We start from the raw sequence: 20,026 nt of genomic DNA, 5'->3' as shown, positions 1-20,026 counted from the left end.
TCCCCGCAGCAGGACGCACTGGTGACGATGCGCGGCATTACCCGCACCTTCAACGTCGGCACCGAAAACGAACTGACCATCCTGCCCGGGGTCGACCTCGACGTCGCCGCCGGCGAATTCGTCTCCATCGTCGGTGCCTCCGGCTCCGGCAAATCCACGCTCATGAACATCATCGGTCTCCTCGACCGGGGTGATGCCGGCAGCTACTTCCTCGAAGGCAAAGACATGTTCGCCGCCGACGACGATGAGCTCGCGCACTACCGCTCCCAAATGATCGGGTTCGTGTTCCAAAACTTCAACTTGATTGGCCGCATCGACGCCACCAAAAACGTCGAGATGCCGCTCATGTACGCAGGTGTCCCGGCGAAACAGCGCCGCGCCCGCGCCGAGGAACTCCTCGACCTGGTCGGCATGGCGGACCGCCGCAAGCACCTGCCCAACGAACTGTCCGGCGGGCAGAAGCAGCGTGTGGCGATCGCCCGGGCGCTCGCGAACTCGCCCGCGCTGCTGCTCGCGGATGAGCCGACCGGTGCGCTCGACTCCCAGACGGGCCGGATGGTGATGGACCTCTTCCACACCCTCAACCGTGACATGGGGGCCACCATCGTGTTCATCACCCACAACCCGGAATTGGCGGAAGAAACCGGCCGCATCATCACCATGGTCGACGGGCGCGTCGAAGGCGCGCTGCTGCCCGGCCTCACCCTGCCCCCGGCCGTGCAGGCCCAGGTGGGGTCCCACACTGGCACCCAGGGGAGCTGACACATGAGTATTGCTGAAGCAGTAGCCCTGGCGTGGGCGAGCCTGCGCTCGAACAAGATGCGCTCCTTCCTCACGCTGCTCGGCGTCATTATCGGCATCGCCTCCGTCATCGCGATCCTCACCCTCGGCGCCGGGTTGAAGAAACAAACCTCCGAACAGCTCGCCGGGCTGGGCATCAACGACCTGCAGGTGCGGCTCGTGGGCCGCGCCAGCGGCGACGACGCGGACTTGAACTCCTCTGCCTCCTACCAAATGGTCGACACCTTCGATGACTCCTCGAAGATCACCGAGGACATCGTGGAGCACGCCCGCGAATACTTCGGCCCCCGCGTGGCCGGGATCTCCCTCGGCGCGGACACCTTCGACAGTGGCGAGCTCACCGCCGTGAGTGCGGCCGGCGCCCTCGTGGGCCGCCCGCAGCAGGTCACCATGAAGAGCGTCAACGCCGACTACCTGGAGCTCACCAGCGACAAGATTGCCTACGGTCGCGGCCTCACCGAAGCGGACGTCTTTGGCACGAAGGCGGTGACCGTCATCCCCAACGTGCTGCTCACCGACATGTTTGACGGCGACCCGCAGAAAGCGCTGGGCTCCCTGGTGGAGTTCGACGGCAAAGGCTCCGGCGAATTCGAAATCGTCGGCATCCTCGCCCCGCCGGAAGGCGGACTCATCGGCAGCTACGAGGAGAAGAACTTCTACGTTCCCTACACCGCCGGCTTCGAGGTCCTCGGCAAGGCCCCCGTGTTTGATTCGATGACGCTGCGCGCCGCGAATAAGGACGATGAGGCGGCGTTCGCCGCCGACCTGCAGGCCTTCCTCGATACCACCTGGGCGAACGACCCGGACGTGCAGGCCAAGGCGCAGGACTTCTCCAACGAACTCGGCCAGATCAACAAGGTTCTCACCACCGTGAGCATGGTCATCTCCTTCATCGCCGGCATCTCCCTGCTCGTCGGCGGCATCGGCATCATGAACATCATGCTGGTGACCGTCACGGAACGCACCCGCGAAATCGGCGTCCGCAAGGCACTGGGTGCCACCCGCGGCGCGATCCGCACCCAGTTCGTCGTCGAGGCCATGATCATCTGCTTCTTCGGCGGCGTCATCGGCGTGCTGCTGGGCGGCATCATCGGCACCGGCGGCGGCCTGGCGATGGGCGTGCTCGTGTTCCCGCCGCTGCTCGGCGTGGTGGTTGCGCTCGCGTTCTCCATCGGCATCGGCCTGTTCTTCGGCTACTACCCGGCGAACAAGGCCGCGAAGCTCAACCCCATCGAGGCGCTGCGCTACGAGTAGGGCAGCAGCCCCTGGTGCCACATGTGCTGGCTCACAGTCGCCGCACACCCTGCCACCCCCGCCCGCGGGCGGGGGTGCACCCAGTGGTGGCCAGGCCACAACGGACGACCCCGCGGGGGTAACGTCAGACCACCTGCGGGGACCAGTGCGGCGGGGGTGCCCGGCCCGCAGGACAACGCCCCCGGCGCAGCCACAGACGGTGGACACGTCGCCGGGGAGCAGCCAGGGCTGGCGCCCCTCGGCTCCCACCCCTCTGAGCAGCACTCTTGCTGCCCGGAGTGGGGTGCTGTGGCCCCCGGGCGGGAGTGGTGTGGGGCAGCCCACCCCACCCGAGCGGGGTGGGCATACCGGGCGCTCACCGCGCCCACAGCGGGGGTAGCGGGGTGGAAGGAAACTGGGGCGATTGTCGCCCAAACCCTTGACCTTTGCACCCAGGTTGCGTTGAATTGATGGGGTGTCTAGCAATAGTGATGCCCAGAATCATGTGTTGGCCCCCGCCCGCCGCGGCCGGGGCCTCGGACTCGCCGCCGTCGTGACGGCCGCCGCCGCACTCCTCGCCGGCTGCTCCGTGTGCAGCCCCACCGGCGGCGCCCCCGTCGAGGGTGCGGCCGCAGGTGCCGCCGGCCAGGCGGACACCCCCCGCGCCGTCGTCGCCATGGTTAGCCACGGCGCCCCCGGCGATACCTTCTGGGACCTGGTGCGCAAGGGCGCGGAGGACGCCGCCAAGAAAGACAACATTGAGCTGCGCTACTCCTCCGACCCGCAGGCACCCAACCAGGCCAACCTCGTACAGTCCGCCATCGACGCCCGCGTCGACGGCATCGCTGTCACCCTGCCGAACGCGCAGGCCGTCGGCCCCGCCGCCGCCCGTGCCGTGGAGGCCGGCATCCCCGTCGTCGGCCTCAACGCCGGCATGAACGACTACGACGCCTACGGGCTGACGGGTTTCTTCGGCCAGGACGAAACCGTCGCCGGCACCCTCGCCGGGCAAAGGCTGAAGGAGGAAGGCGCGAAGAAGGTGCTCTGCGTCATCCACGAGCAGGGCAACTCCTCCCAGGAGGCGCGCTGCGAGGGTGTGAAGCAGGGCGCGGGGGCGGCCACCGAGATCCTCTACGTCAACGGCCAGGACCTCACCGCCGTCACCTCCACCATCCAGGCGAAACTCTCCCAAGACCGCGACGTTGACTTCGTCATGAGCCTCGTCGCCCCCGTCGGGCTCGCCGCCGTGAACTCCGTGCGGGACGCCGGCAGCGCCGCGAAGGTCGCCACCTTCGACACCAACGCCGAACTCGTCGAGGCCATCAAGCGCGGCGACATTGTCTTCGCCGTCGACCAGCAGCCCTACGTGCAGGGCTACCTCGCGGTCGATTCCCTGTGGCTGGCGATGCGCAACGGCTCCACCGTCGGCGGCGGCCGCCCCGTCTACACCGGGCCCGCGTTCGTTGACGCTGCTAACGTAGACAAGATTGAAGACGCAGCGAAGAAGGGACTTCGATGAGCGAGCATCCCTCGCCCGTGGCGCTGGCCGGCGCCACGCCCACCCCCACCGGTGACCGGCGGGCCAAAGAACGCACCCTCTGGGGCAAAATCATCCGCCGCCCGGAGCTCGCCTCCTTCCTCGGCGCGGTGCTCATTTTCGCCCTCTTCATGGTCGTCGCCCCACCCTTCCGCAGCATGGATGCCCTGGCCACCGTGCTCTACGCCTCCTCCACCATGGGCATCATGGCGCTCGCCGTCGGCATGCTCATGATCGGCGACGAGTTCGACCTGTCCAGCGGTGTCGCCGTGACGACCGCGGCGCTCGCCGCGACGATGATCAACTACAACGGCCACTTCAACTCCTGGGTGGGTGTTGTTGTGTCCCTCGTCATGGCGCTTGGCATCGGTGCCCTCAACGGCTTCCTCGTCACCCGCACCGGCATCCCCAGCTTCCTCATCACCCTCTCGGCGTTCCTCAGCCTCCAGGGCTTGAACCTCGCCATCACGAAGATCGTCACCGGCGCGGTGGCCACCCCGGTGATCTCCGACATGGCGGGCTTCGACTCCGCCCGCGCAGTCTTCGCCTCCTCCTTCACCATTGGCGGCGTCACCTTCAAAGTCACCATCCTGTGGTGGCTGCTCTTCGTCGGCATCGCCTCGTTCATGCTGTACCAAACCCGCTTCGGTAACTGGGTCTTCGCCGTCGGCGGCGACAAAAACGCCGCCCACGCTGTCGGCGTGCCGGTCCGCCGGGTGAAGATCTACCTGTTCATGTTCGTCGGCTTCGCCGCCTGGTTCGTGGGCATGCACAACCTCTTCGCTTTTGACTCCATCCAGGCCGGCCAGGGTGTGGGCAACGAGTTCCTCTACATCATCGCCGCCGTCATCGGCGGCTGCGCCCTCACCGGCGGTAAAGGCACCGCCGTCGGCACCGCGATCGGTGCCCTCATCTTCGGCATGACCAACCAGGGCATCGTCTACGCCGGCTGGAACCCCGACTGGTTCAAGTTCTTCCTCGGCATCATGCTGCTCTTCGCGGTGCTGACGAACACCCAGGTCGGCAAGTGGACGGAGAAGCGCTAATGACTGCCACCGACACCACCACCGCCACCACGGCGGATGCCACAGGCACCCCCATCGTGGAGCTGCGGCACGTCTCCAAGTCCTACGGGCACTTCGACGCCCTGCAGGACATCAACCTGGCGATCCGCCCCGGCACCGTCACCTGCATCCTCGGCGACAACGGCGCCGGCAAATCGACGCTCATTAAGGTGCTCTCCGGGCTCCACGAACCGACCTCCGGGGAGGTCCTCATCGACGGTGAGGTCACCCGCCTCAAGGACCCCGCCGGCGCGCTGAAAGCCGGCATCGCCACCGTGTATCAGGACCTGGCTGTCGTGCCGACGATGCCGGTGTGGCGCAACTTCTTCCTCGGCCAAGAGCTCGTCAGCCCGCCGTTTGGGCGGCTGAAGATTCAGAAGATGCGCTCCCTGTGCCGGGAACAACTCACCGGCCTTGGCATCGACATCCCCGACATTGACGTGCAGGTCCGCCACCTCTCCGGCGGGCAGCGCCAGGTCGTCGCCATCGCCCGCGCCATCTTCTTCGGCGCCCGGGTCGTCATCCTCGACGAACCCACCGCCGCCCTCGGCGTCAAGCAGTCCGGCATGGTGCTGCGGTATGTGGCCGAAGCCCGCGCCCGCGGCATCGCCGTCGTGCTCATCACCCACAACCCGCACCACGCGCACCTCGTGGGCGACTACTTCACCATCCTCAAGCTGGGCCAGCAGACCTTGGCGGCACCCCGCGACGAGGTCACCCTGGAGGAGCTCACCCTGCAGATGGCCGGCGGTGGGGAACTCGACACCCTCAGCCACGAGCTCGGCCACTAAGAGTCGGGCAGGCATGCGGGCGGGAGGCTGAAAAACACCGGTCCAGCCCACCACGGCTGCGCCCGGCTCCTGCGACCGCGCACCCCGACACGCCCGTCGGGTGCGCGGTCGCGGCATATCCGTGGTCGGCACCCACTGGCGTGGGGGAGTGGGCCGCGCTGCTCGGCGGCGTCGGGGAGCAGACGGTGGGGCTGTGCTGGTGGTTGCGCTGGGGGCCGGGGTGGGGAAGGGAGTACCTTGCACAGTGGTGGTGGGTGCGTTGCACCCACGCCGGCTGCCCCACGATCACCACACCCCAGCGACAGGTGGAACCACGATGCCCGCACTCCATGACCTCCTTAGCCACTCGGACTTGCTCTCCGCGTGGTGGATTGCCGGCGCGGCACTCCTGGCCCCCATCCTTGCGTCCGCGACCCGGCGGAAAGTCCCCGACGTCGTGTGGCTGCTGCTCCTCGGGGTGGTGATCGGCCCCAGCGTGCTGCACCTCGCGGAGCTGTCCGCCGGGGTGAGCTTCGTCCGGGAAATCGGGCTGGGTTTGCTGTTCTTCATCGCCGGCGTGGAAATCAACATGGAAGACCTTGCCGATGCCGCCGGCAAGCACGCCCGCCTCACCTACCTGGTGTGCCTCATCCTCGGCATCGGGGTGGGGTTCTGGCTGTCCGCCGGCAACCTGCAGGCCGCCATCGCGCTGGGGATCGCGACGACATCGACGGCGCTGGGAACCCTGCTGCCCATCCTCAAGGACGCTGGCCGGGTAGGCACCCCGCTGGGGGCGATGGCGCTCCGGCACGGCGCGGTCGGGGAACTCGGGCCGATCATCGCGATGACGCTGCTGCTGTCGGCCCGCGCCCCCTGGAAATCCGCCGTGGTGCTCCTCGCATTCGCGCTGCTCGCAGGCTTCGTGGTGTACCTGCCGGCGCACGTGTTCCGCACCGTGCCCTGGGTGGGGCGGGCCATGGTGTCCGGGGTGAACACCACCGCGCAGACCGGGCTGCGGTTCAGCATGTGGGTGCTCATGAGCTTGATGGCGCTCACCAGTGTGCTGCACCTCGACGTGGTGCTCGGGGCATTCGCCGCAGGCCTGCTCATCGGCCGGCTGGTGGGCCTGCACCCGGAGGCGAAAGACATCTTCGAATCCAAGCTCCAAGTGTTGGGCTTCAGCTTCCTCATCCCCGTCTTCTTCGTCACCAGCGGCATGGGCATCGACGCCCGCGTCGTCGCCCACAACTGGGCGACCGTGCTGCTCTTCGCGGGCCTCATGCTCCTCGTGCGTGGGGTGCCCGTCTACCTGCTTGAGCGGCTGCGCCGCAGCAGCGCCAGTGACGCGCTCAACCCCCAGGAGACGGTGGCGCTCGCACTGTATGCCGCGGTTGGCCTGCCGATTATCGTCGCCGTCACCGAGGTCGCCACCACCACCGGGCTCATGACCGACGAGCAGGGCAGCATCCTGGTCGCCGCCGGGGCAGTCACGGTGCTCGTGTTCCCGCTGCTGGCGGACCAGGTGCTACGCCGCAGCCCCGGCGCTACACCGAAGCCAGCGGCGGCCCACCACCCGTGAGGCCACGCGCGGTGCCCCGTGCAGGTGCGACGACGCGCGCCGCGCGGAGGTGTGGCGGGGTTAGACTGTCACGCACACACGCCCGCCCGGCCGCACCCCCTGAGAGACAAGGTGCTGCGGGGCGGGGCGCTGGCTGCCGCAGGTGCGCGGCAGCGGCACGTCGGAAGGGAACCCCATGAACGCTCACAGCCACGAGGCGATGCCCGATAAGGCCACGCCCGGCCCGGCCACGCCTGCAGACCACCCCACCGGCGGTGCCGGTGCCCCGCGCCCGCGTCGGCGCTGGCGGCGGATTGCCCTGCGGGTGCTGCTGGTGCTGCTCGCGCTTCTCCTCGCCGCTGTTGTTGGCCTGGTGGTGTGGGCGAAAACCGGTGTCATGGCCGCGGAGGAACAACCCCTGGCCGCCGTGCGCGCCAACCCCGCCATCAGCTGGGCGGAGGACGAGGCCGCCATCACCCTCACCCCCGCCGACGGCGTCCACCCCGACGTGCCGGGCCTGGTGTTCTACCCGGGGGCGAAGGTCGAGGCCGCGGCCTACGCGGCCCGCCTGGCGGACCTGGTCACCGACCACCACATGACCGTGGTCATCGCGAAGCCCACGCTCAACCTGGCGCTGTTTGACCTGCGGGGCATCGACGCGTTCACCGGTGACGCGGCTGAGGTACGGCAGTGGCTCGTCGGCGGCCACTCCCTCGGCGGGGTGCGGGCCTGCATGCTGGCCCCGGAGCAGGCCGGCCTGGTGCTCTTCGCCTCCTACTGCACCAACGATCTCAGCGAAGCGCAGGTGCCGGTGCTGAGCCTCAGCGGCGGACAGGACGGCTTGAGCACCCCGGCGAAGGTCGCCGACCACCGGGACACGCTGCCGGCGGGCGCCCTCATGGTGGAGATCCCGGAGGCCAATCACGCCGCCTTCGGTGACTATGGCCCCCAGTCCGGTGATGGCGTGGGCACGGCCAGCGACGAGCAGATGAACGCCGCCATCACTGAGGCCGCGGGCGAGCTGCTCACCCGCATGCAGGGTGCTCACCCGGAGGCCGCGCGCTAGGGCGCCGCGGGGGAGGGGACTCGGGGGAAGGACACGTTCTTGGGGTGGGCTGCGTGGCTGCGGCGGGGGTGGGCCGTAGGATGGGCGGCATGATGCACCGACGCGCCACCGCACCACACCCCGCCACCCACCGTGCCCCCGCCGCGCAGGCGACTGAACCCCGCCGCACCCGGGCGGTGCGCGTCGCCGGGCTGCTCGCTGCCCCGCTGTGTGGGGTCGGGGTGCTGGCGGGGGTGGCGCCCGTGGCCGCGGCCGATCGCCTGCCGACGCTGCCCGCGGTGGCCCCCGGGCAGCACGAGCCCGTCTACCACCCGGGCGCGCCCGTGCCGCAGCGTTTCGGCCTCGCGGACTACGTCGGCTACGTCTCCGATGTCTCCTCCCACTCCTGGGGCATCTACACGGACGTCATCGCCGGCTACGAGGGGCTGCGCCACAACCCGGCGGTGATGGCCCGCAACCTTGACACCGTCGTCGCCATCAACAACGCGGCGGCCGACAACCCGGCGCTTGTGGCGCGGGCACAGCAGGACGCCAAAGCCGACCAGGATGGCCTGCTCGGGGCGTTCGCCGACGCCTTCGGTGAGGACCTCGCCCCCCACGTGCGGGCCGCGCTGGCTGAACACCGGCTGCCGAAGACGGAAATGCTGCTGGGCGGCGGCTGGTTCGCCCGCGCCGGCGGCGTCGCCTCCTCGATGTTCGTCGAGAAGGAAATCTACAAAAACCCCCGCCCCTTCGTCGCCGCCCCGGAGCGCATCCACCGCTACGAGGTGCCCGACCGGCAGCTGTACTTGAGCTCCAAGTCCTTCCCCTCCGGGCACACGAACCAGGCCACCTGGACCACGACGCTGCTCGCCGTCATGCTCCCCGAGCTGGGGCCGCAGTTCCTCGCCCGCGGCAGCGAAGCCGGCTACAACCGCGTCGTCATGGGCGTGCACTACCCGCTCGACGTCATCGCCGGCCGCATGACCGGCACCGCGGCGGCCGCCGACCGGTGGAACGACCCGAAGATGCGCGCCAACCTCCAGGCCGCGGCGGAAGAAATCCGCGCCGAGCTGTCCTGGCGCTGCGGCGACACCTTCGCCCACTGCGTGGCCGCCCAGGCCGCCGCCGGCCACGCCTACAGCGCCGACCCCGTCGGCGAGTACACGGCGCGCGCCACCTACGGGTGGACTGCCGACGGCACGACCGGCGCAACAGACGCGCCGATGATCGTCCCCCAGGCCGCCCCCGACTTGCTGCTCGGGGCGCACCCCACCCTCACCTGGGAGCAGCGCCGCCAGGTGCTCGCCGCCACCGCACTGCCCGCTGGCCTGCCGCTCGACGACCAGGGCAGCCGCGGCTCCTGGCAGCGCCTCAACCTCGCCAAGGCGATGACAGCCTCCGTCACCATCGGCGATGACGGTCATGTCACCGTGCACTAAACCCACCCTATGGGTGGTGCCCTTCGTCCCCGGCGGCATCGGCACCCTCCCCGAAGACTCTCTGCCCTCAGCCACCCGCGCGGCCCTGGCACAGCTCAAAGAGGGGAGAGGGGACATGCACCGCGTCGCCGGCGACCCCGCGCTGCGCGAGGCGGGACTCGCCCTGTACCACTATGGTCCCAGCGGGCGGCTTGAACCTGTCCTCGGCAATATGGCGCTTCTCGACGCGGACACTGGTGCCCAATTTTTCAGCCGTGACCTGGACGCAGAGGGCGAGCCACCAGCGCATACGTGGTCCATCACCGTCCGCCCCGCACCGCGCCGTGACTGGGGCGATCACCGCCTCCACGACAGCTGCTGCAGCTGCTCCACGTGCGTCCCCGCCCCTGGCCATCACCCGGCCGAGTGCGTCTGCCCGGCGTGCGAGACGACGCGAGTGTGTGGCTGGCACCCGGTCGGATACGCCTGCCACTACTGCGAAGGGTGGTACGGCGGCATCACCTACATGTGAACGCCGGTGTGACCTGCGGAACTCCTTGTTGCGTCGTGGGTGGTCGTGCTGATAATCTTGCCCGTCGGACTGTCACGCGGTGTTCGTTCACGGCCACCGCGCCAGGTTCCTGCGGCCAATAATCGTAGTGACCTGCGTCAACGACAGATCCCACATGTCCGAAAGTACCTACTTTGTTGTAGGCCCCTCGCCCACTAGCGTCCGTCTCTTTTTGGAGGCAGCGAGCTCCCGCACTACTGAGTGCCGGGGGCGTCAAGTGGCCAATCACAGGCGATAACGCCGGGTGAGAAGGAACCGCAACGAGAAAGGCAGCAAGGTCAACCTATGACCATGACTGATCCCATTGCCGACATGCTGTCGCGCGTGCGCAACGCTAACAACGCGTACCACGACTCCGTGTCCATGCCCTCCTCCAAGCTGAAGGTCAACATCGCCTCCATCTTGAAGTCCGAGGGTTACATCGCTGATTACACCGTTGAGGATGCCAAGGTCGGCAAGACCCTGACCATCAACCTCAAGTACGCTGCTGACCGCACGCGCTCCATCTCTGGTGTGCGTCGTGTCTCCAAGCCGGGTCTCCGCGTGTACGCCAAGTCCACCAACCTGCCGCAGGTCCTCGGTGGCCTGGGCGTGGCGATCATCTCCACGTCCCAGGGTCTGCTGACCGACCGCCAGGCTCACGAGAAGGGTGTAGGCGGAGAAGTCCTCGCCTACGTCTGGTAAGGGAGGTTTGTAAAGATATGTCGCGTATCGGTAAGAACCCCGTCGTCATCCCCTCCGGTGTGGAGGTCAAGGTTGACGGCCAGCACGTTGACGTCAAGGGCCCGAAGGGCTCCCTGAACCTCGACGTTCCCGCCCCGATCACCGTCGCCGTGGAAGACAACGAGATCGTTGTCACCCGCCCGGACGATGCTCGTAAGAACCGTGCACTGCACGGCCTGTCCCGCTCCCTGATCAACAACATGGTTGTTGGTGTCACCGAGGGCTACACCATCAAGATGGAAATCTTCGGTGTCGGTTACCGTGTGCAGGCCAAGGGCAAGGACCTCGAGTTCTCCCTGGGTTACTCTCACCCGATCCTCATTGAGGCTCCGGAAGGCATCACCTTCGCGGTGGATGGCACCACGAAGCTCTCTGTTTCGGGTATCGACAAGCAGAAGGTCGGCCAGATCGCCGCTATCATCCGCCGTTTGCGCAAGGATGACCCCTACAAGGGTAAGGGCATCCGCTACGAGGGTGAGCAGATCCGCCGCAAGGTCGGAAAGACGGGTAAGTAATGAGCAACACTGCAGAATCCAAGCGCCTGCCCATCGGCAAGGACATCTCCACGCGCCGTCGCGTTGCACGCGCCCGCCGTCACTTCCGCATCCGCAAGAGCATGCGTGGCACCGCCGAGACCCCGCGTCTCGTCGTGCACCGCACCTCCCGCCACATGCACGTCCAGGTCATCGACGACCTGAAGGGCCACACTCTGGCCGCTGCTTCCACCATGGAAGCCGACGTGCGCGCACTCGAGGGCGACAAGAAGGCCAAGGCTGCTAAGGTCGGTCAGCTCATTGCTGAGCGCGCCAAGGCTGCCGGCATCGAGACGATCGTCTTCGACCGTGCGGGCTACAAGTACCACGGTCGCGTCGCCGCTCTGGCTGACGCCGCCCGCGAAGGTGGTCTGAAGTTCTAATGATCACCGCAGCCAAGAACATTTACGGAAGGATCGCGTAATGCCGGGACGTGAACGGCGTGACGGCGGACGCACCGCCGACAACAACAAGGACAACCGCAACGAGCGTCGCGGCCGCGGCCGCGACGACCGCCGCAACCAGCAGCAGGACGAGCGCTCGCAGTACATCGAGCGCGTCGTGACCATCAACCGCGTTTCCAAGGTGGTCAAGGGTGGCCGTCGCTTCAGCTTCACCGCCCTCGTCATCGTCGGTGACGGCGAAGGCATGGTCGGCGTCGGCTACGGCAAGGCCAAGGAAGTTCCCGCCGCTATCCAGAAGGGTGCCGAAGAGGCTCGCAAGAACTTCTTCCGCGTCCCCATGGTCGGTGGCACCATCACCCACCCGGTCCAGGGTGAGGCCGCTGCGGGCATCGTCATGATGCGCCCGGCAGCCCCCGGTACCGGTGTCATCGCCGGCGGCGCCGCCCGCCCCGTGCTCGAGTGCGCCGGCGTGCAGGACATCCTCTGCAAGTCGCTGGGCTCCGACAACGCTATCAACGTCGTCCACGCCACCGTGGCCGGCCTGAAGCAGCTGCAGCGCCCCGAAGAGGTCGCCGCCCGCCGCGGCAAGACCATCGAAGAGGTCGCTCCGGCCCGTATGCTGCGCGCACGCGCAGGTCAGGAGGCTTAAACACTCATGGCCCTGAAGATCACTCAGCTCAAGGGCACCGTTGGTGCTAAGCAGAACCAGAAGGACTCGCTGCGCAGCCTCGGCCTCAAGCGCATTCGCCACTCCGTGGTCCGCCCCGACACCCCCGAGGTGCGCGGCATGATCAACGTGGTGCGCCACATGGTCGTCGTTGAAGAAGTAGCGGGGGAGTAGGTAAAACATGAGCGAACCCATTAAGCTCCACGACCTGCGCCCGGCTCCGGGCGCAAACAAGGCCAAGACCCGCGTCGGTCGCGGTGAGGCCTCCAAGGGTAAGACCGCTGGTCGCGGTACCAAGGGCACCAAGGCTCGTAAGCAGGTTTCCGCTGCTTTCGAGGGTGGCCAGATGCCGCTGCACATGCGTCTGCCGAAGCTCAAGGGCTTCAAGAACCCCGCCAAGGTCTACTACCAGGTCGTCAACGTTGCCGACCTGAACAAGGCCTTCCCGCAGGGTGGCGACGTCGACGTTGCCGCTCTCGTGGCCGCCGGCCTGGTTCGCAAGAACCAGCCGGTCAAGGTCCTCGGCACCGGCGAGATCTCTGTCAAGGTCAACGTGACCGCGCAGAAGTTCTCCGGCTCCGCCAAGGAGAAGATTGAAGCTGCCGGCGGCACCATCACCGCCGTGAAGTAACTTTTTCTTCGCGCCCGCGGCGAGCGCCCATCGCCGCACACACTTCAGGCACCAGCCACCGACTCCCCGAAAAAGGGGAGCGGGCTGGTGCCTTTGTGCTGCGCGGGGTCGACCCCGCTGTACCCGGCACCCGCGCCGCCGCAGTGGCGCTGTCGCCCCGTGTGCCGAGGTTGCGATGTGGGAACAATCCGGTTGCGAGACGGGCACAACACGGTCACGCTGCGGCGACGATTCCATCACGCGCACATCACGTCCGTGGTGAGTTTGTGCGGCTCTGTTGCCACCGTGCGTGACCACGTGTGTAGTGCTGTGGGCTCCTGATCCGTGCGGATGTGTGCTTCGGTTCCGCGACCATGTGGCCGACACTAGTGTGTCGTCTGCCTGCGGAAAGAGCGCATGCGGTCGGCACGGTCCTCAATCCCACTGGCTCACGCGTGGGGGAGGTGGCAGGGTCCTCTGGTGGGGCGGCGCACCCTGCGGTTGTTGGGCCGTGGTTCCTCGGGGCAAAGATGCGGCCGGGGGAATGTGTTCCTCGGATCGTTCGCCGCAGTGTCCTGCGCGGCGCCGCGAGTGCGGCTAGGTTGGGGCCATGCGTACTCACCTCCGCGCCGTCGCCGCAGTTGCTGCCGCCGCCGCGCTCACCGTGTCCCTCTCCGTCCCGGCCATCGCCGCGCCCGCCTCCTCCAGCGCGCCTGGCCCCAACATCCCGCCGGTGATGAACGGCGGAATCACCCACCCCGACTACCAGGATGGGACCTGGTACCAGGTCGCCGCCCTGGCCACCAAGGATCTCCTCGACTGCTTCGCGGACGCGACCCTCACCCAGGAGTCGACGAGCGAGACTGCGGGTACGTGGACCCGCGCCTGTACCTCCATCACCGGTCAGCGCAGCACCACGGTGGGCGCAATGGACGACCTCACCCCGGACGACCACAAGCGCTTCGAGGTCAGGTGGAATCAGGGGCCCGCCACCCCCTACCACCTGGTGTTCCGCTCGGAGGAAGACGGCAAGCTGATGATTCTCGCCAGCAGCGATGGGCGCAGTGCCGCCGTGTACTCCCGCACCCCCGTGCTTGACAGCGTGCGCTGGCAACGGGAAATCGTGCCCGCCGCAACCTACGCCGGGTGGAACCCCTGCCAGTTCATCGCCACCCCGCAGCCGGGCGGCCCGGCGCCGCTGCCGGTCTGCGTGCTCTAGCGCCCCACGGCGCTGGGGGAGAAGCCCGCGTGCAAGCGCATGCCCGCAGGTCCTTGCCTCTTCAGGGGTGGGATACTCCGGTAGGGTGGGCGACATGCGAGTTTTCCCCACCCTTCTGCCCATTCTTGCCACCGGTGCACTGGCACTGGGGCTTGCGGCACCTGCTGCCGCGCAAGACCAAGGCTTCACTGGCGTGCCCACCGCGGACCTGTCGTCTACCGCCAACTTTGGCTCGAGCGCGCCCGCTGGCCTCGAGATGCCCCGCATTGATTCCCTCGAGGAACTCCGCGGCACCTGGTACCAAGTCGCCGCCATCCCCACCCCCTTCAACCTCCAGTGCGCGAAGAACACGACCGCCACGTACGAGGTGCTCAGCCCCGAGATGATCAGTGTGCGCAACGCCTGCACCGACTGGTTCGGTGGCGCCTCTGTCATCAACGGGCGTGCGCGGCTCACCGGCGCGGAAAACAACAACGAGCTCCGCGTCGCATTCAACGACATCCCCTTCCAGAACATCGACGGCCCGGCCAACTACCAGGTGCGCTACCGCAACGCCGAAAAGACGCTCATGGTGATCGGCTCCCCGAACGGCCTCAGTGGCTTCGTTCTCTCCCGGACGCCGGACGTCAGCGAGGCGACGTTGCGCGACACACTCCGCCCCGCGATCGCCGCCGCCGGGTGGAATCCCATGCTTTTCGTCACCAGTCCCCAGGATGGCGGGTTACAGCATTTCCGCAGCCTGGCTGAACTGTAGGTTTATCGCTCTGGAAACGTGTGAATAGCGTGGGGTGGGGGTGCTGAGCCCCACCCCCGCATCTGTGATCGGCGTCTCGCTTCTGCGGAAACCCTTGCGGTGGCCAGAGAGTTCGGGTTGCATTGTCATCACCCGCCGCCCAGGCCACAATGAAGGTCATGGTCGCGGTGAAGACATCACCGCCTCTGGGGCGGGAAGTCCGTGAGGACTTGCCATTCCACGGTGGGCCTACGCCCACGTGTGTCGGCCGCCGGCCGCCAGATCAACCGAGAGGGGAGAGCACGTGCTCGACCTTGACCGAGTATCCAAAACCTTTTCAAGGGGCGGTCAGTCTCGTGAAGTTCTCCGCAGCTTCACGGCCACCTATCCTGTGGGGGTCCACGCGCTGATTGGGCCTAACGGTAGTGGCAAAACCACGCTGATGTCCATCATTGCGAGCCTGTTGCCGGCGACGTCCGGTGCTGTGCAGATCAATTCAGTGCCGCTGACGAAGTCCCGCATCGACGAGTACCGCACCCTCGTCGGTCTCGTTCCGCAGCACATCAGGTTGCCCCACAGGCATCGCGTGGCCGACGTGTTGGGGTATGTTGCGTGGTCGCAGGGTGTTCCCCGTGCCCAGCGTGACGCCCAGGTGATGGATGCGCTGGAGCGGGTCGAGCTTGCCGACCGGTTCGGCTCCCGCATCGGTGAGCTTTCTGGTGGCCAACTTCGACGGGTCGGTTTCGCGACCGCATTGGTCGGTGATCCGGCAGTGTTGCTGCTTGATGAGCCGACCGTGGGCCTTGACCCGCAGGCGCGCTTGCAGATGCGTCACCTCATCTCCGCGCTGGGGGAGCGGCACTGCGTGCTCATGTCGACCCACCTCACGGAAGACGTCACGATGCTTGGAGCTTCGCTGACCGTGCTGTCTGCCGGTGTGTTGAAGTTCCGGGGAACTTTCGACGAGCTGTCCAGTCGGATCCCCGATTCCGGTGGGGATAGCCTCGCGACGCGTTTCGAGACGTACTACTCGACCATCGTCGGAAGCCACGTGCTATGAGTGGGGCACGACGACACCACTCCACGCCGTCCTCCCGGCGGATTCTTCCACCAGCGGCGCTGCCGCCGGCGGGCACGTTCCTTGTGCTGAGTGTCCTCGGTGTCCTTGGGTTCACGGTATGGCAGCTGATGGGCCTGCCGTACGACAATCGGACCTGGGGACAGGCGGACACCACGGTGATGTACGCCACGACCATTGTGGCGGTTGTCATGCAGCTGTGCATAACGCTCAGCGTGAGCACACTGGCACCGGGGTCTTTGTTGGCCTTGCCTGCCGCCCGGTGGAGCGTGGCGCAACGAATCGGGGCTGCGGCGGCGAGCATCCTCGTCCCCGCCGTTGTGAGCGTCCTGGTGATCTCCGTCGTCGCCGTCGTCCCACTGTGGTCGCAGGGCCTCGCTGATCCCTGGTGGCTGGTTGGCCTCATCGCTCGGAGTAGCGGATTTGTGCTCCTCGCAGCTGGTTTCGGCACGCTGCTTGGGGTGCTGTCAGCGCGTGTGAAATTCCCCGCCTTCGTTGTCGCCGCGGCCGGCGCTGTCGTTGTGGCCACAGTGGCTTGCTATAGCTCAAGCGTCACTGCGCTGTGGATCCTCGGCTTGGTCGGCCCCACGTTCGCTGTCAGTAGTGCCATGGGTGGGCCCAGCGTAGCGCTGAAGTTTGGCGTGTCGGCTGCCCTCGCTGCCTGCTGCATGTGGGCTGCTTTCAGCGTCGGTGATTCCTACACCAAGGGCCCGCGGGTGCCGCTGATTGGTGCCGTGGTCGGCGCGCTCGTCGCGCTTGCCCTGCCTCTTGTTGGGGTGCAGGCGACCGCTACCGATGTGAAGGTTGTCTGCCGCGACGCGTCGACGGTGCCCGTGAAAGTGTGTGGGCCTCGGGCCGACGAGCTTCTCGTGCGTCGCGAGGTCGAGAGCGTGAACCGGCTGGCGGATGTGATCGGCCCGGAGGCGCTGTCGGCACCCCGCACGCTGGCGAGCTACGCGCTGATCAGCGGTGGGGTTCCCGGCGCTGAGGAGCGGCCTGTGTCTTTCGTCAGTATTGAGCGGCATGCGCGTGGCCCCCTCGAGGTGCTCGTGAATGAGGTGACGGGCAGGGACGCCTGCTACGCCGCGCTGGTGGGTGAGGAGCCCACTGCCAACGCCCGGGTGATGAGTGCTTTGCTTGCATTGTCCACAGGCGAGGACGTCCCCGCGGGAACCGACGGTGAGCGTGTCCTCGACAGTGTTCACAACCGCGGTGAGCAGCTGCGCGGGTGTACGATCGCCGACTCGGAGGTGGCAACAGTCCGATGAGTGTCACCGCACATCCCACACCTCAGAGTGGTGTCCCGCGCACGGCTCGGCTCTGGCCGCCGCTCACGGTGTTCCCCTGGGCGCAGCTCCTGTTCATTGTCGTCCTCGCCGCGGTGTTGAGCTTTGCCTTAGGGCCACTGACTTTTACTCTCGGGCACAACACGTACCGGATTTTGTGGTACGGCTCCGGGCTCGTGCTGTCCGCCGCCGCGATCGGCGTCGCGGCCGTCAGTGTGCCGCGGCTGCGGGAATACGACCTTGCGCGCCCCGCTGCGCGGTGGGGCAACCTCGTCGTGGTCCTGCTGGGCCAGGCCGCAGTCTTTGTGCTGGCCATCGGTGTGGTGGTGCATTCCCACCGGCTGCGCAAGGGGTTTGTGGCAGCCAATATCTATGAGAAGGGGTGGGTGCACCTCGAGCAGCTGGTGAGCAACACTGTGTTCACCATGGGGTGCGCTTTGATCCTCATCCCGCTGTTGGGGCGCGTGTGGGGGAGTGCTGCCGCGGCCCTCGTGATTGCCGGCTGTGTCGGCCTCTGCTATGTCGTTCCCAGCGGCCGCGGCATGCCGTACACCTACCATGCCGGGACGGACCCGTGGTTCGATCCGTGGTCTGTTGCCTGGGCTCTTGGTGCTCTCGCGGTCGGCGCACTGGTGTGGTGGCGTACAGGTGGGGCCTGGTCTCGTCTAGCCAATCTGTCGACACCCTGGTAGGTTGGGAACGTTGTAATGACCGGCCAACTGTATCCATTCAGGTTTGGCTGTCCACCATTTCTCACCCTGCGCGAGACCACAGGCGGCCGCGCAGGGCCGCAGGAGGATATGTGTCCGCCATTGTTTCCGTCTTTAAAGACGCGGATCTGAGAAAGAAGATCCTGTTCACGATCGCCATGATCGTGCTGTACCGCATCGGTACCCAGATCCCCACCCCGGGCGTCGATTACTCGACCGTCATGCAGGCGCTGAAGAGCGCCACCGCTGACGGGTCCAACATCTACTCGATGGTGAACCTGTTCTCCGGCGGTGCGCTGCTGCAGCTGAGTATCTTCGCGATCGGCATCATGCCGTACATTACGGCCTCGATTATTGTGCAGCTGCTCACCGTGGTGATTCCCCGCTTCGAGGAATTGAAGAAGGAGGGGCAGTCCGGTCAGGCGAAGATGATGCAGTACACCCGGTACCTCACCATCGCGCTGGCGCTGCTGCAGTCCTCCGGCATTGTGGCTCTGGCTGACCGTGGCCAGCTGCTGGGCAACGGCGTGTCCGTGCTCAAGGCCGACCGGTCCATCTTCGACCTCGTCATCATCGTCCTCACCATGACCGCCGGCGCGGTGCTGGTGATGTGGATTGGTGAGCTTATCACCGAGCGCGGCATCGGCAACGGCATGTCGCTGCTGATCTTCGCGGGTATCGCCACCCGTATGCCCTCCCAGGGCATGCAGGTGCTGGAGTCTAGCGGCGGCGTCGTCTTCGCTGCCGTTGTCGTCGCGGTCCTCATCTTGGTCGTCGGCGTGGTCTTCATTGAGCAGGGTCAGCGCCGTATTCCGGTGCAGTACGCCAAGCGCATGGTCGGTCGCCGCCAGTACGGTGGCACCTCCACCTACCTGCCGCTCAAGGTCAACCAGGGTGGCGTCATCCCGGTGATCTTCGCGTCCTCCCTCATCTACGTGCCGGTGCTCATCACCCAGATCATCAACTCCGGCTCCCAGCAGATGGGCGACAACTGGTGGCAGCGCAACGTCATCCAGTACCTGCAGGCGCCCTCCAGCTGGCAGTACATTGTGCTGTACTTCGTGCTGATCATCTTCTTCTCCTACTTCTACGTCTCGGTTCAGTACGATCCGAACGAGCAGGCCGATAACATGAAGAAGTACGGCGGCTTCATCCCGGGCATCCGCCCCGGCCGCCCGACCGCCCAGTACCTGGGCTACGTCATGAACCGCCTCCTGTTCGTCGGCGCCCTCTACCTCGGCATCATCGCTGTTCTGCCGAACATCATGATGGACTTCGGTATTGCCGGTGCGGGCGGCGGTGCGCTGCGCGCCTTCGGCGGCACCGCAATCCTGATTCTGGTGTCCGTGGCGCTGACCACGGTCAAGCAGATCGAAAGCCAGCTGTTGCAAAGTAACTACGAAGGGTTCCTCAAATGAGACTCGTCCTCCTTGGTCCCCCCGGTGCCGGCAAGGGCACCCAGGCCGCCATCCTCTCCGAGAAGCTGGGCGTGCCGCACATCTCCACCGGTGACCTGTTCCGCGCGAACATTGGTGAGGGCACCCCGCTCGGCGTGGAAGCCAAGCAGTACATCGACGCCGGCAAGCTGGTGCCGACCGATGTGACCGCCCGCATGGTGGAGGCCCGCCTGAACGAGGACGATGCCAAGAACGGCTTCCTCCTCGACGGCTTCCCCCGCACCGTGGAGCAGGCCGAGCTGCTCAAGGAGATCCTCGCGAAGCAGGATGCGTCTTTGGACGCTGTGGTGGAGTTCCGCGTCGGCGAAGACATCGTCGTGGAGCGCATGCTGGCCCGCGGTCGTGCCGACGACAACGAGGACACCATCCGCACCCGCCTGCACGTCTACCGTGACGAGACGGCCCCGCTGATCGACCACTACGTCGACCAGCTCATCACCATCGTCGCTGAGGATTCCGTCGAGGACATCAACAAGCGCACCATGGAGGCGCTGCAGGCGCTCTAAGCGCCGCACGCCGCCCACGACGGGAACCCAGTTGTGTGTTCCCGCACCCCGGCCACACAGGCACGCACCCGTGCCCGTGGCCTCCTGCATGAGAAAAAAG

At 66.8% G+C, this 20,026-nt stretch carries 21 protein-coding genes; all 21 read left to right on the top strand.

Features of this window, described 5'->3' with window-relative positions; all coding sequences use genetic code 11:
• The first annotated feature begins 27 nt into the window (after positions 1–27).
• The gene (locus C1Y63_RS05410) at positions 28–762 is read left to right on the top strand and encodes an ABC transporter ATP-binding protein (RefSeq protein ID WP_106015488.1); all 735 of its coding nucleotides are present in this window, start codon (positions 28–30) and stop codon (positions 760–762) included.
• Positions 763–765: 3 nt separating this feature from the next.
• The gene (locus C1Y63_RS05405) at positions 766–2,055 is read left to right on the top strand and encodes an ABC transporter permease (RefSeq protein WP_106015447.1); all 1,290 of its coding nucleotides are present in this window, start codon (positions 766–768) and stop codon (positions 2,053–2,055) included.
• Positions 2,056–2,587: 532 nt separating this feature from the next.
• Positions 2,588–3,553, top strand: a complete 966-nt coding sequence (locus C1Y63_RS05400; RefSeq protein WP_106015487.1) for a substrate-binding domain-containing protein — start codon at positions 2,588–2,590, stop codon at positions 3,551–3,553.
• The gene (locus C1Y63_RS05395) at positions 3,550–4,617 is read left to right on the top strand and encodes an ABC transporter permease (protein WP_106015446.1); all 1,068 of its coding nucleotides are present in this window, start codon (positions 3,550–3,552) and stop codon (positions 4,615–4,617) included. The genes C1Y63_RS05400 and C1Y63_RS05395 overlap by 4 nt, the downstream gene beginning before the upstream one ends.
• The gene (locus tag C1Y63_RS05390) at positions 4,617–5,426 is read left to right on the top strand and encodes an ATP-binding cassette domain-containing protein (protein WP_106015445.1); all 810 of its coding nucleotides are present in this window, start codon (positions 4,617–4,619) and stop codon (positions 5,424–5,426) included. The genes C1Y63_RS05395 and C1Y63_RS05390 overlap by 1 nt, the downstream gene beginning before the upstream one ends.
• A gap of 316 nt (positions 5,427–5,742) precedes the next feature.
• The gene (locus C1Y63_RS05385; protein ID WP_106015444.1) at positions 5,743–6,984 is read left to right on the top strand and encodes a cation:proton antiporter; all 1,242 of its coding nucleotides are present in this window, start codon (positions 5,743–5,745) and stop codon (positions 6,982–6,984) included.
• Positions 6,985–7,159: 175 nt separating this feature from the next.
• A complete protein-coding gene (locus tag C1Y63_RS05380) occupies positions 7,160–8,029 on the top strand; it encodes an alpha/beta hydrolase (RefSeq protein ID WP_199189064.1) in 870 nt (289 codons plus the stop codon).
• Positions 8,030–8,118: 89 nt separating this feature from the next.
• On the top strand, positions 8,119–9,450 hold the full coding sequence (locus C1Y63_RS05375; RefSeq protein WP_233195589.1) for a phosphatase PAP2 family protein: 1,332 nt from the start codon (positions 8,119–8,121) through the stop codon (positions 9,448–9,450).
• Between the two features lie 835 nt (positions 9,451–10,285).
• Positions 10,286–10,684 carry a 30S ribosomal protein S8 gene (gene rpsH / locus C1Y63_RS05365; RefSeq protein ID WP_106015442.1) on the top strand — a complete coding sequence of 133 codons (399 nt, stop codon included), beginning with the start codon at positions 10,286–10,288 and terminating at the stop codon, positions 10,682–10,684.
• Between the two features lie 17 nt (positions 10,685–10,701).
• On the top strand, positions 10,702–11,238 hold the full coding sequence (rplF, locus tag C1Y63_RS05360) for a 50S ribosomal protein L6 (protein ID WP_106015441.1): 537 nt from the start codon (positions 10,702–10,704) through the stop codon (positions 11,236–11,238).
• Positions 11,238–11,639 (top strand): 50S ribosomal protein L18, encoded by a 402-nt coding sequence (gene rplR / locus C1Y63_RS05355; RefSeq protein WP_106015440.1) that lies wholly within the window; start codon positions 11,238–11,240, stop codon positions 11,637–11,639. The genes rplF and rplR overlap by 1 nt, the downstream gene beginning before the upstream one ends.
• Before the next feature lie 40 nt (positions 11,640–11,679).
• Positions 11,680–12,309: a 30S ribosomal protein S5 gene (rpsE, locus tag C1Y63_RS05350; RefSeq protein ID WP_106015439.1), complete on the top strand. Its 630-nt coding sequence runs from the start codon at positions 11,680–11,682 to the stop codon at positions 12,307–12,309.
• 6 nt (positions 12,310–12,315) lie between these two features.
• On the top strand, positions 12,316–12,501 hold the full coding sequence (rpmD, locus tag C1Y63_RS05345; RefSeq protein WP_075724765.1) for a 50S ribosomal protein L30: 186 nt from the start codon (positions 12,316–12,318) through the stop codon (positions 12,499–12,501).
• A gap of 7 nt (positions 12,502–12,508) precedes the next feature.
• A complete protein-coding gene (gene rplO / locus C1Y63_RS05340) occupies positions 12,509–12,958 on the top strand; it encodes a 50S ribosomal protein L15 (protein ID WP_106015438.1) in 450 nt (149 codons plus the stop codon).
• A gap of 589 nt (positions 12,959–13,547) precedes the next feature.
• Positions 13,548–14,156, top strand: coding sequence for a lipocalin family protein (locus C1Y63_RS05335; RefSeq protein ID WP_106015437.1), 609 nt, complete (start codon positions 13,548–13,550; stop codon positions 14,154–14,156).
• Positions 14,157–14,250: 94 nt separating this feature from the next.
• Positions 14,251–14,910 carry a lipocalin family protein gene (locus C1Y63_RS05330; RefSeq protein ID WP_106015436.1) on the top strand — a complete coding sequence of 220 codons (660 nt, stop codon included), beginning with the start codon at positions 14,251–14,253 and terminating at the stop codon, positions 14,908–14,910.
• 283 nt (positions 14,911–15,193) lie between these two features.
• The gene (locus C1Y63_RS05325; protein WP_106015435.1) at positions 15,194–15,949 is read left to right on the top strand and encodes an ATP-binding cassette domain-containing protein; all 756 of its coding nucleotides are present in this window, start codon (positions 15,194–15,196) and stop codon (positions 15,947–15,949) included.
• Positions 15,946–17,235 carry a hypothetical protein gene (locus tag C1Y63_RS05320; RefSeq protein ID WP_146128869.1) on the top strand — a complete coding sequence of 430 codons (1,290 nt, stop codon included), beginning with the start codon at positions 15,946–15,948 and terminating at the stop codon, positions 17,233–17,235. Before C1Y63_RS05325 ends, C1Y63_RS05320 begins: the two co-directional genes overlap by 4 nt.
• Positions 17,232–17,945, top strand: coding sequence for a hypothetical protein (locus tag C1Y63_RS05315; RefSeq protein WP_106015433.1), 714 nt, complete (start codon positions 17,232–17,234; stop codon positions 17,943–17,945). Before C1Y63_RS05320 ends, C1Y63_RS05315 begins: the two co-directional genes overlap by 4 nt.
• A gap of 110 nt (positions 17,946–18,055) precedes the next feature.
• Complete coding sequence (gene secY / locus C1Y63_RS05310) at positions 18,056–19,381, top strand: preprotein translocase subunit SecY (protein ID WP_106015432.1); 1,326 nt, start codon at positions 18,056–18,058, stop codon at positions 19,379–19,381.
• Positions 19,378–19,926: an adenylate kinase gene (locus tag C1Y63_RS05305; protein WP_106015431.1), complete on the top strand. Its 549-nt coding sequence runs from the start codon at positions 19,378–19,380 to the stop codon at positions 19,924–19,926. The genes secY and C1Y63_RS05305 overlap by 4 nt, the downstream gene beginning before the upstream one ends.
• Positions 19,927–20,026: the final 100 nt, after the last annotated feature.

Source organism: Corynebacterium sp. 13CS0277 (assembly GCF_002994655.1).
GTDB lineage: Bacteria > Actinomycetota > Actinomycetes > Mycobacteriales > Mycobacteriaceae > Corynebacterium.
Note: the sequence above shows the minus strand (reverse complement) of the source record. Positions and strands in the feature narration are given on the sequence as shown.

Excerpts from the sequence above, each read along its gene's own strand:
- C1Y63_RS05410 (WP_106015488.1), top strand. The coding sequence starts at position 28 with ATGCGCGGCATTACCCGCACCTTCAACGTCGGCACCGAAAACGAACTG.
- C1Y63_RS05405 (WP_106015447.1), top strand. The coding sequence starts at position 766 with ATGAGTATTGCTGAAGCAGTAGCCCTGGCGTGGGCGAGCCTGCGCTCG.
- C1Y63_RS05395 (WP_106015446.1), top strand. The coding sequence starts at position 3,550 with ATGAGCGAGCATCCCTCGCCCGTGGCGCTGGCCGGCGCCACGCCCACC.
- C1Y63_RS05390 (WP_106015445.1), top strand. The coding sequence starts at position 4,617 with ATGACTGCCACCGACACCACCACCGCCACCACGGCGGATGCCACAGGC.
- C1Y63_RS05385 (WP_106015444.1), top strand. The coding sequence starts at position 5,743 with ATGCCCGCACTCCATGACCTCCTTAGCCACTCGGACTTGCTCTCCGCG.
- C1Y63_RS05380 (WP_199189064.1), top strand. The coding sequence starts at position 7,160 with ATGAACGCTCACAGCCACGAGGCGATGCCCGATAAGGCCACGCCCGGC.
- C1Y63_RS05375 (WP_233195589.1), top strand. The coding sequence starts at position 8,119 with ATGATGCACCGACGCGCCACCGCACCACACCCCGCCACCCACCGTGCC.
- rpsH (WP_106015442.1), top strand. The coding sequence starts at position 10,286 with ATGACCATGACTGATCCCATTGCCGACATGCTGTCGCGCGTGCGCAAC.
- rplF (WP_106015441.1), top strand. The coding sequence starts at position 10,702 with ATGTCGCGTATCGGTAAGAACCCCGTCGTCATCCCCTCCGGTGTGGAG.
- rplR (WP_106015440.1), top strand. The coding sequence starts at position 11,238 with ATGAGCAACACTGCAGAATCCAAGCGCCTGCCCATCGGCAAGGACATC.
- rpsE (WP_106015439.1), top strand. The coding sequence starts at position 11,680 with ATGCCGGGACGTGAACGGCGTGACGGCGGACGCACCGCCGACAACAAC.
- rpmD (WP_075724765.1), top strand. The coding sequence starts at position 12,316 with ATGGCCCTGAAGATCACTCAGCTCAAGGGCACCGTTGGTGCTAAGCAG.
- rplO (WP_106015438.1), top strand. The coding sequence starts at position 12,509 with ATGAGCGAACCCATTAAGCTCCACGACCTGCGCCCGGCTCCGGGCGCA.
- C1Y63_RS05335 (WP_106015437.1), top strand. The coding sequence starts at position 13,548 with ATGCGTACTCACCTCCGCGCCGTCGCCGCAGTTGCTGCCGCCGCCGCG.
- C1Y63_RS05330 (WP_106015436.1), top strand. The coding sequence starts at position 14,251 with ATGCGAGTTTTCCCCACCCTTCTGCCCATTCTTGCCACCGGTGCACTG.
- C1Y63_RS05320 (WP_146128869.1), top strand. The coding sequence starts at position 15,946 with ATGAGTGGGGCACGACGACACCACTCCACGCCGTCCTCCCGGCGGATT.
- C1Y63_RS05315 (WP_106015433.1), top strand. The coding sequence starts at position 17,232 with ATGAGTGTCACCGCACATCCCACACCTCAGAGTGGTGTCCCGCGCACG.
- C1Y63_RS05305 (WP_106015431.1), top strand. The coding sequence starts at position 19,378 with ATGAGACTCGTCCTCCTTGGTCCCCCCGGTGCCGGCAAGGGCACCCAG.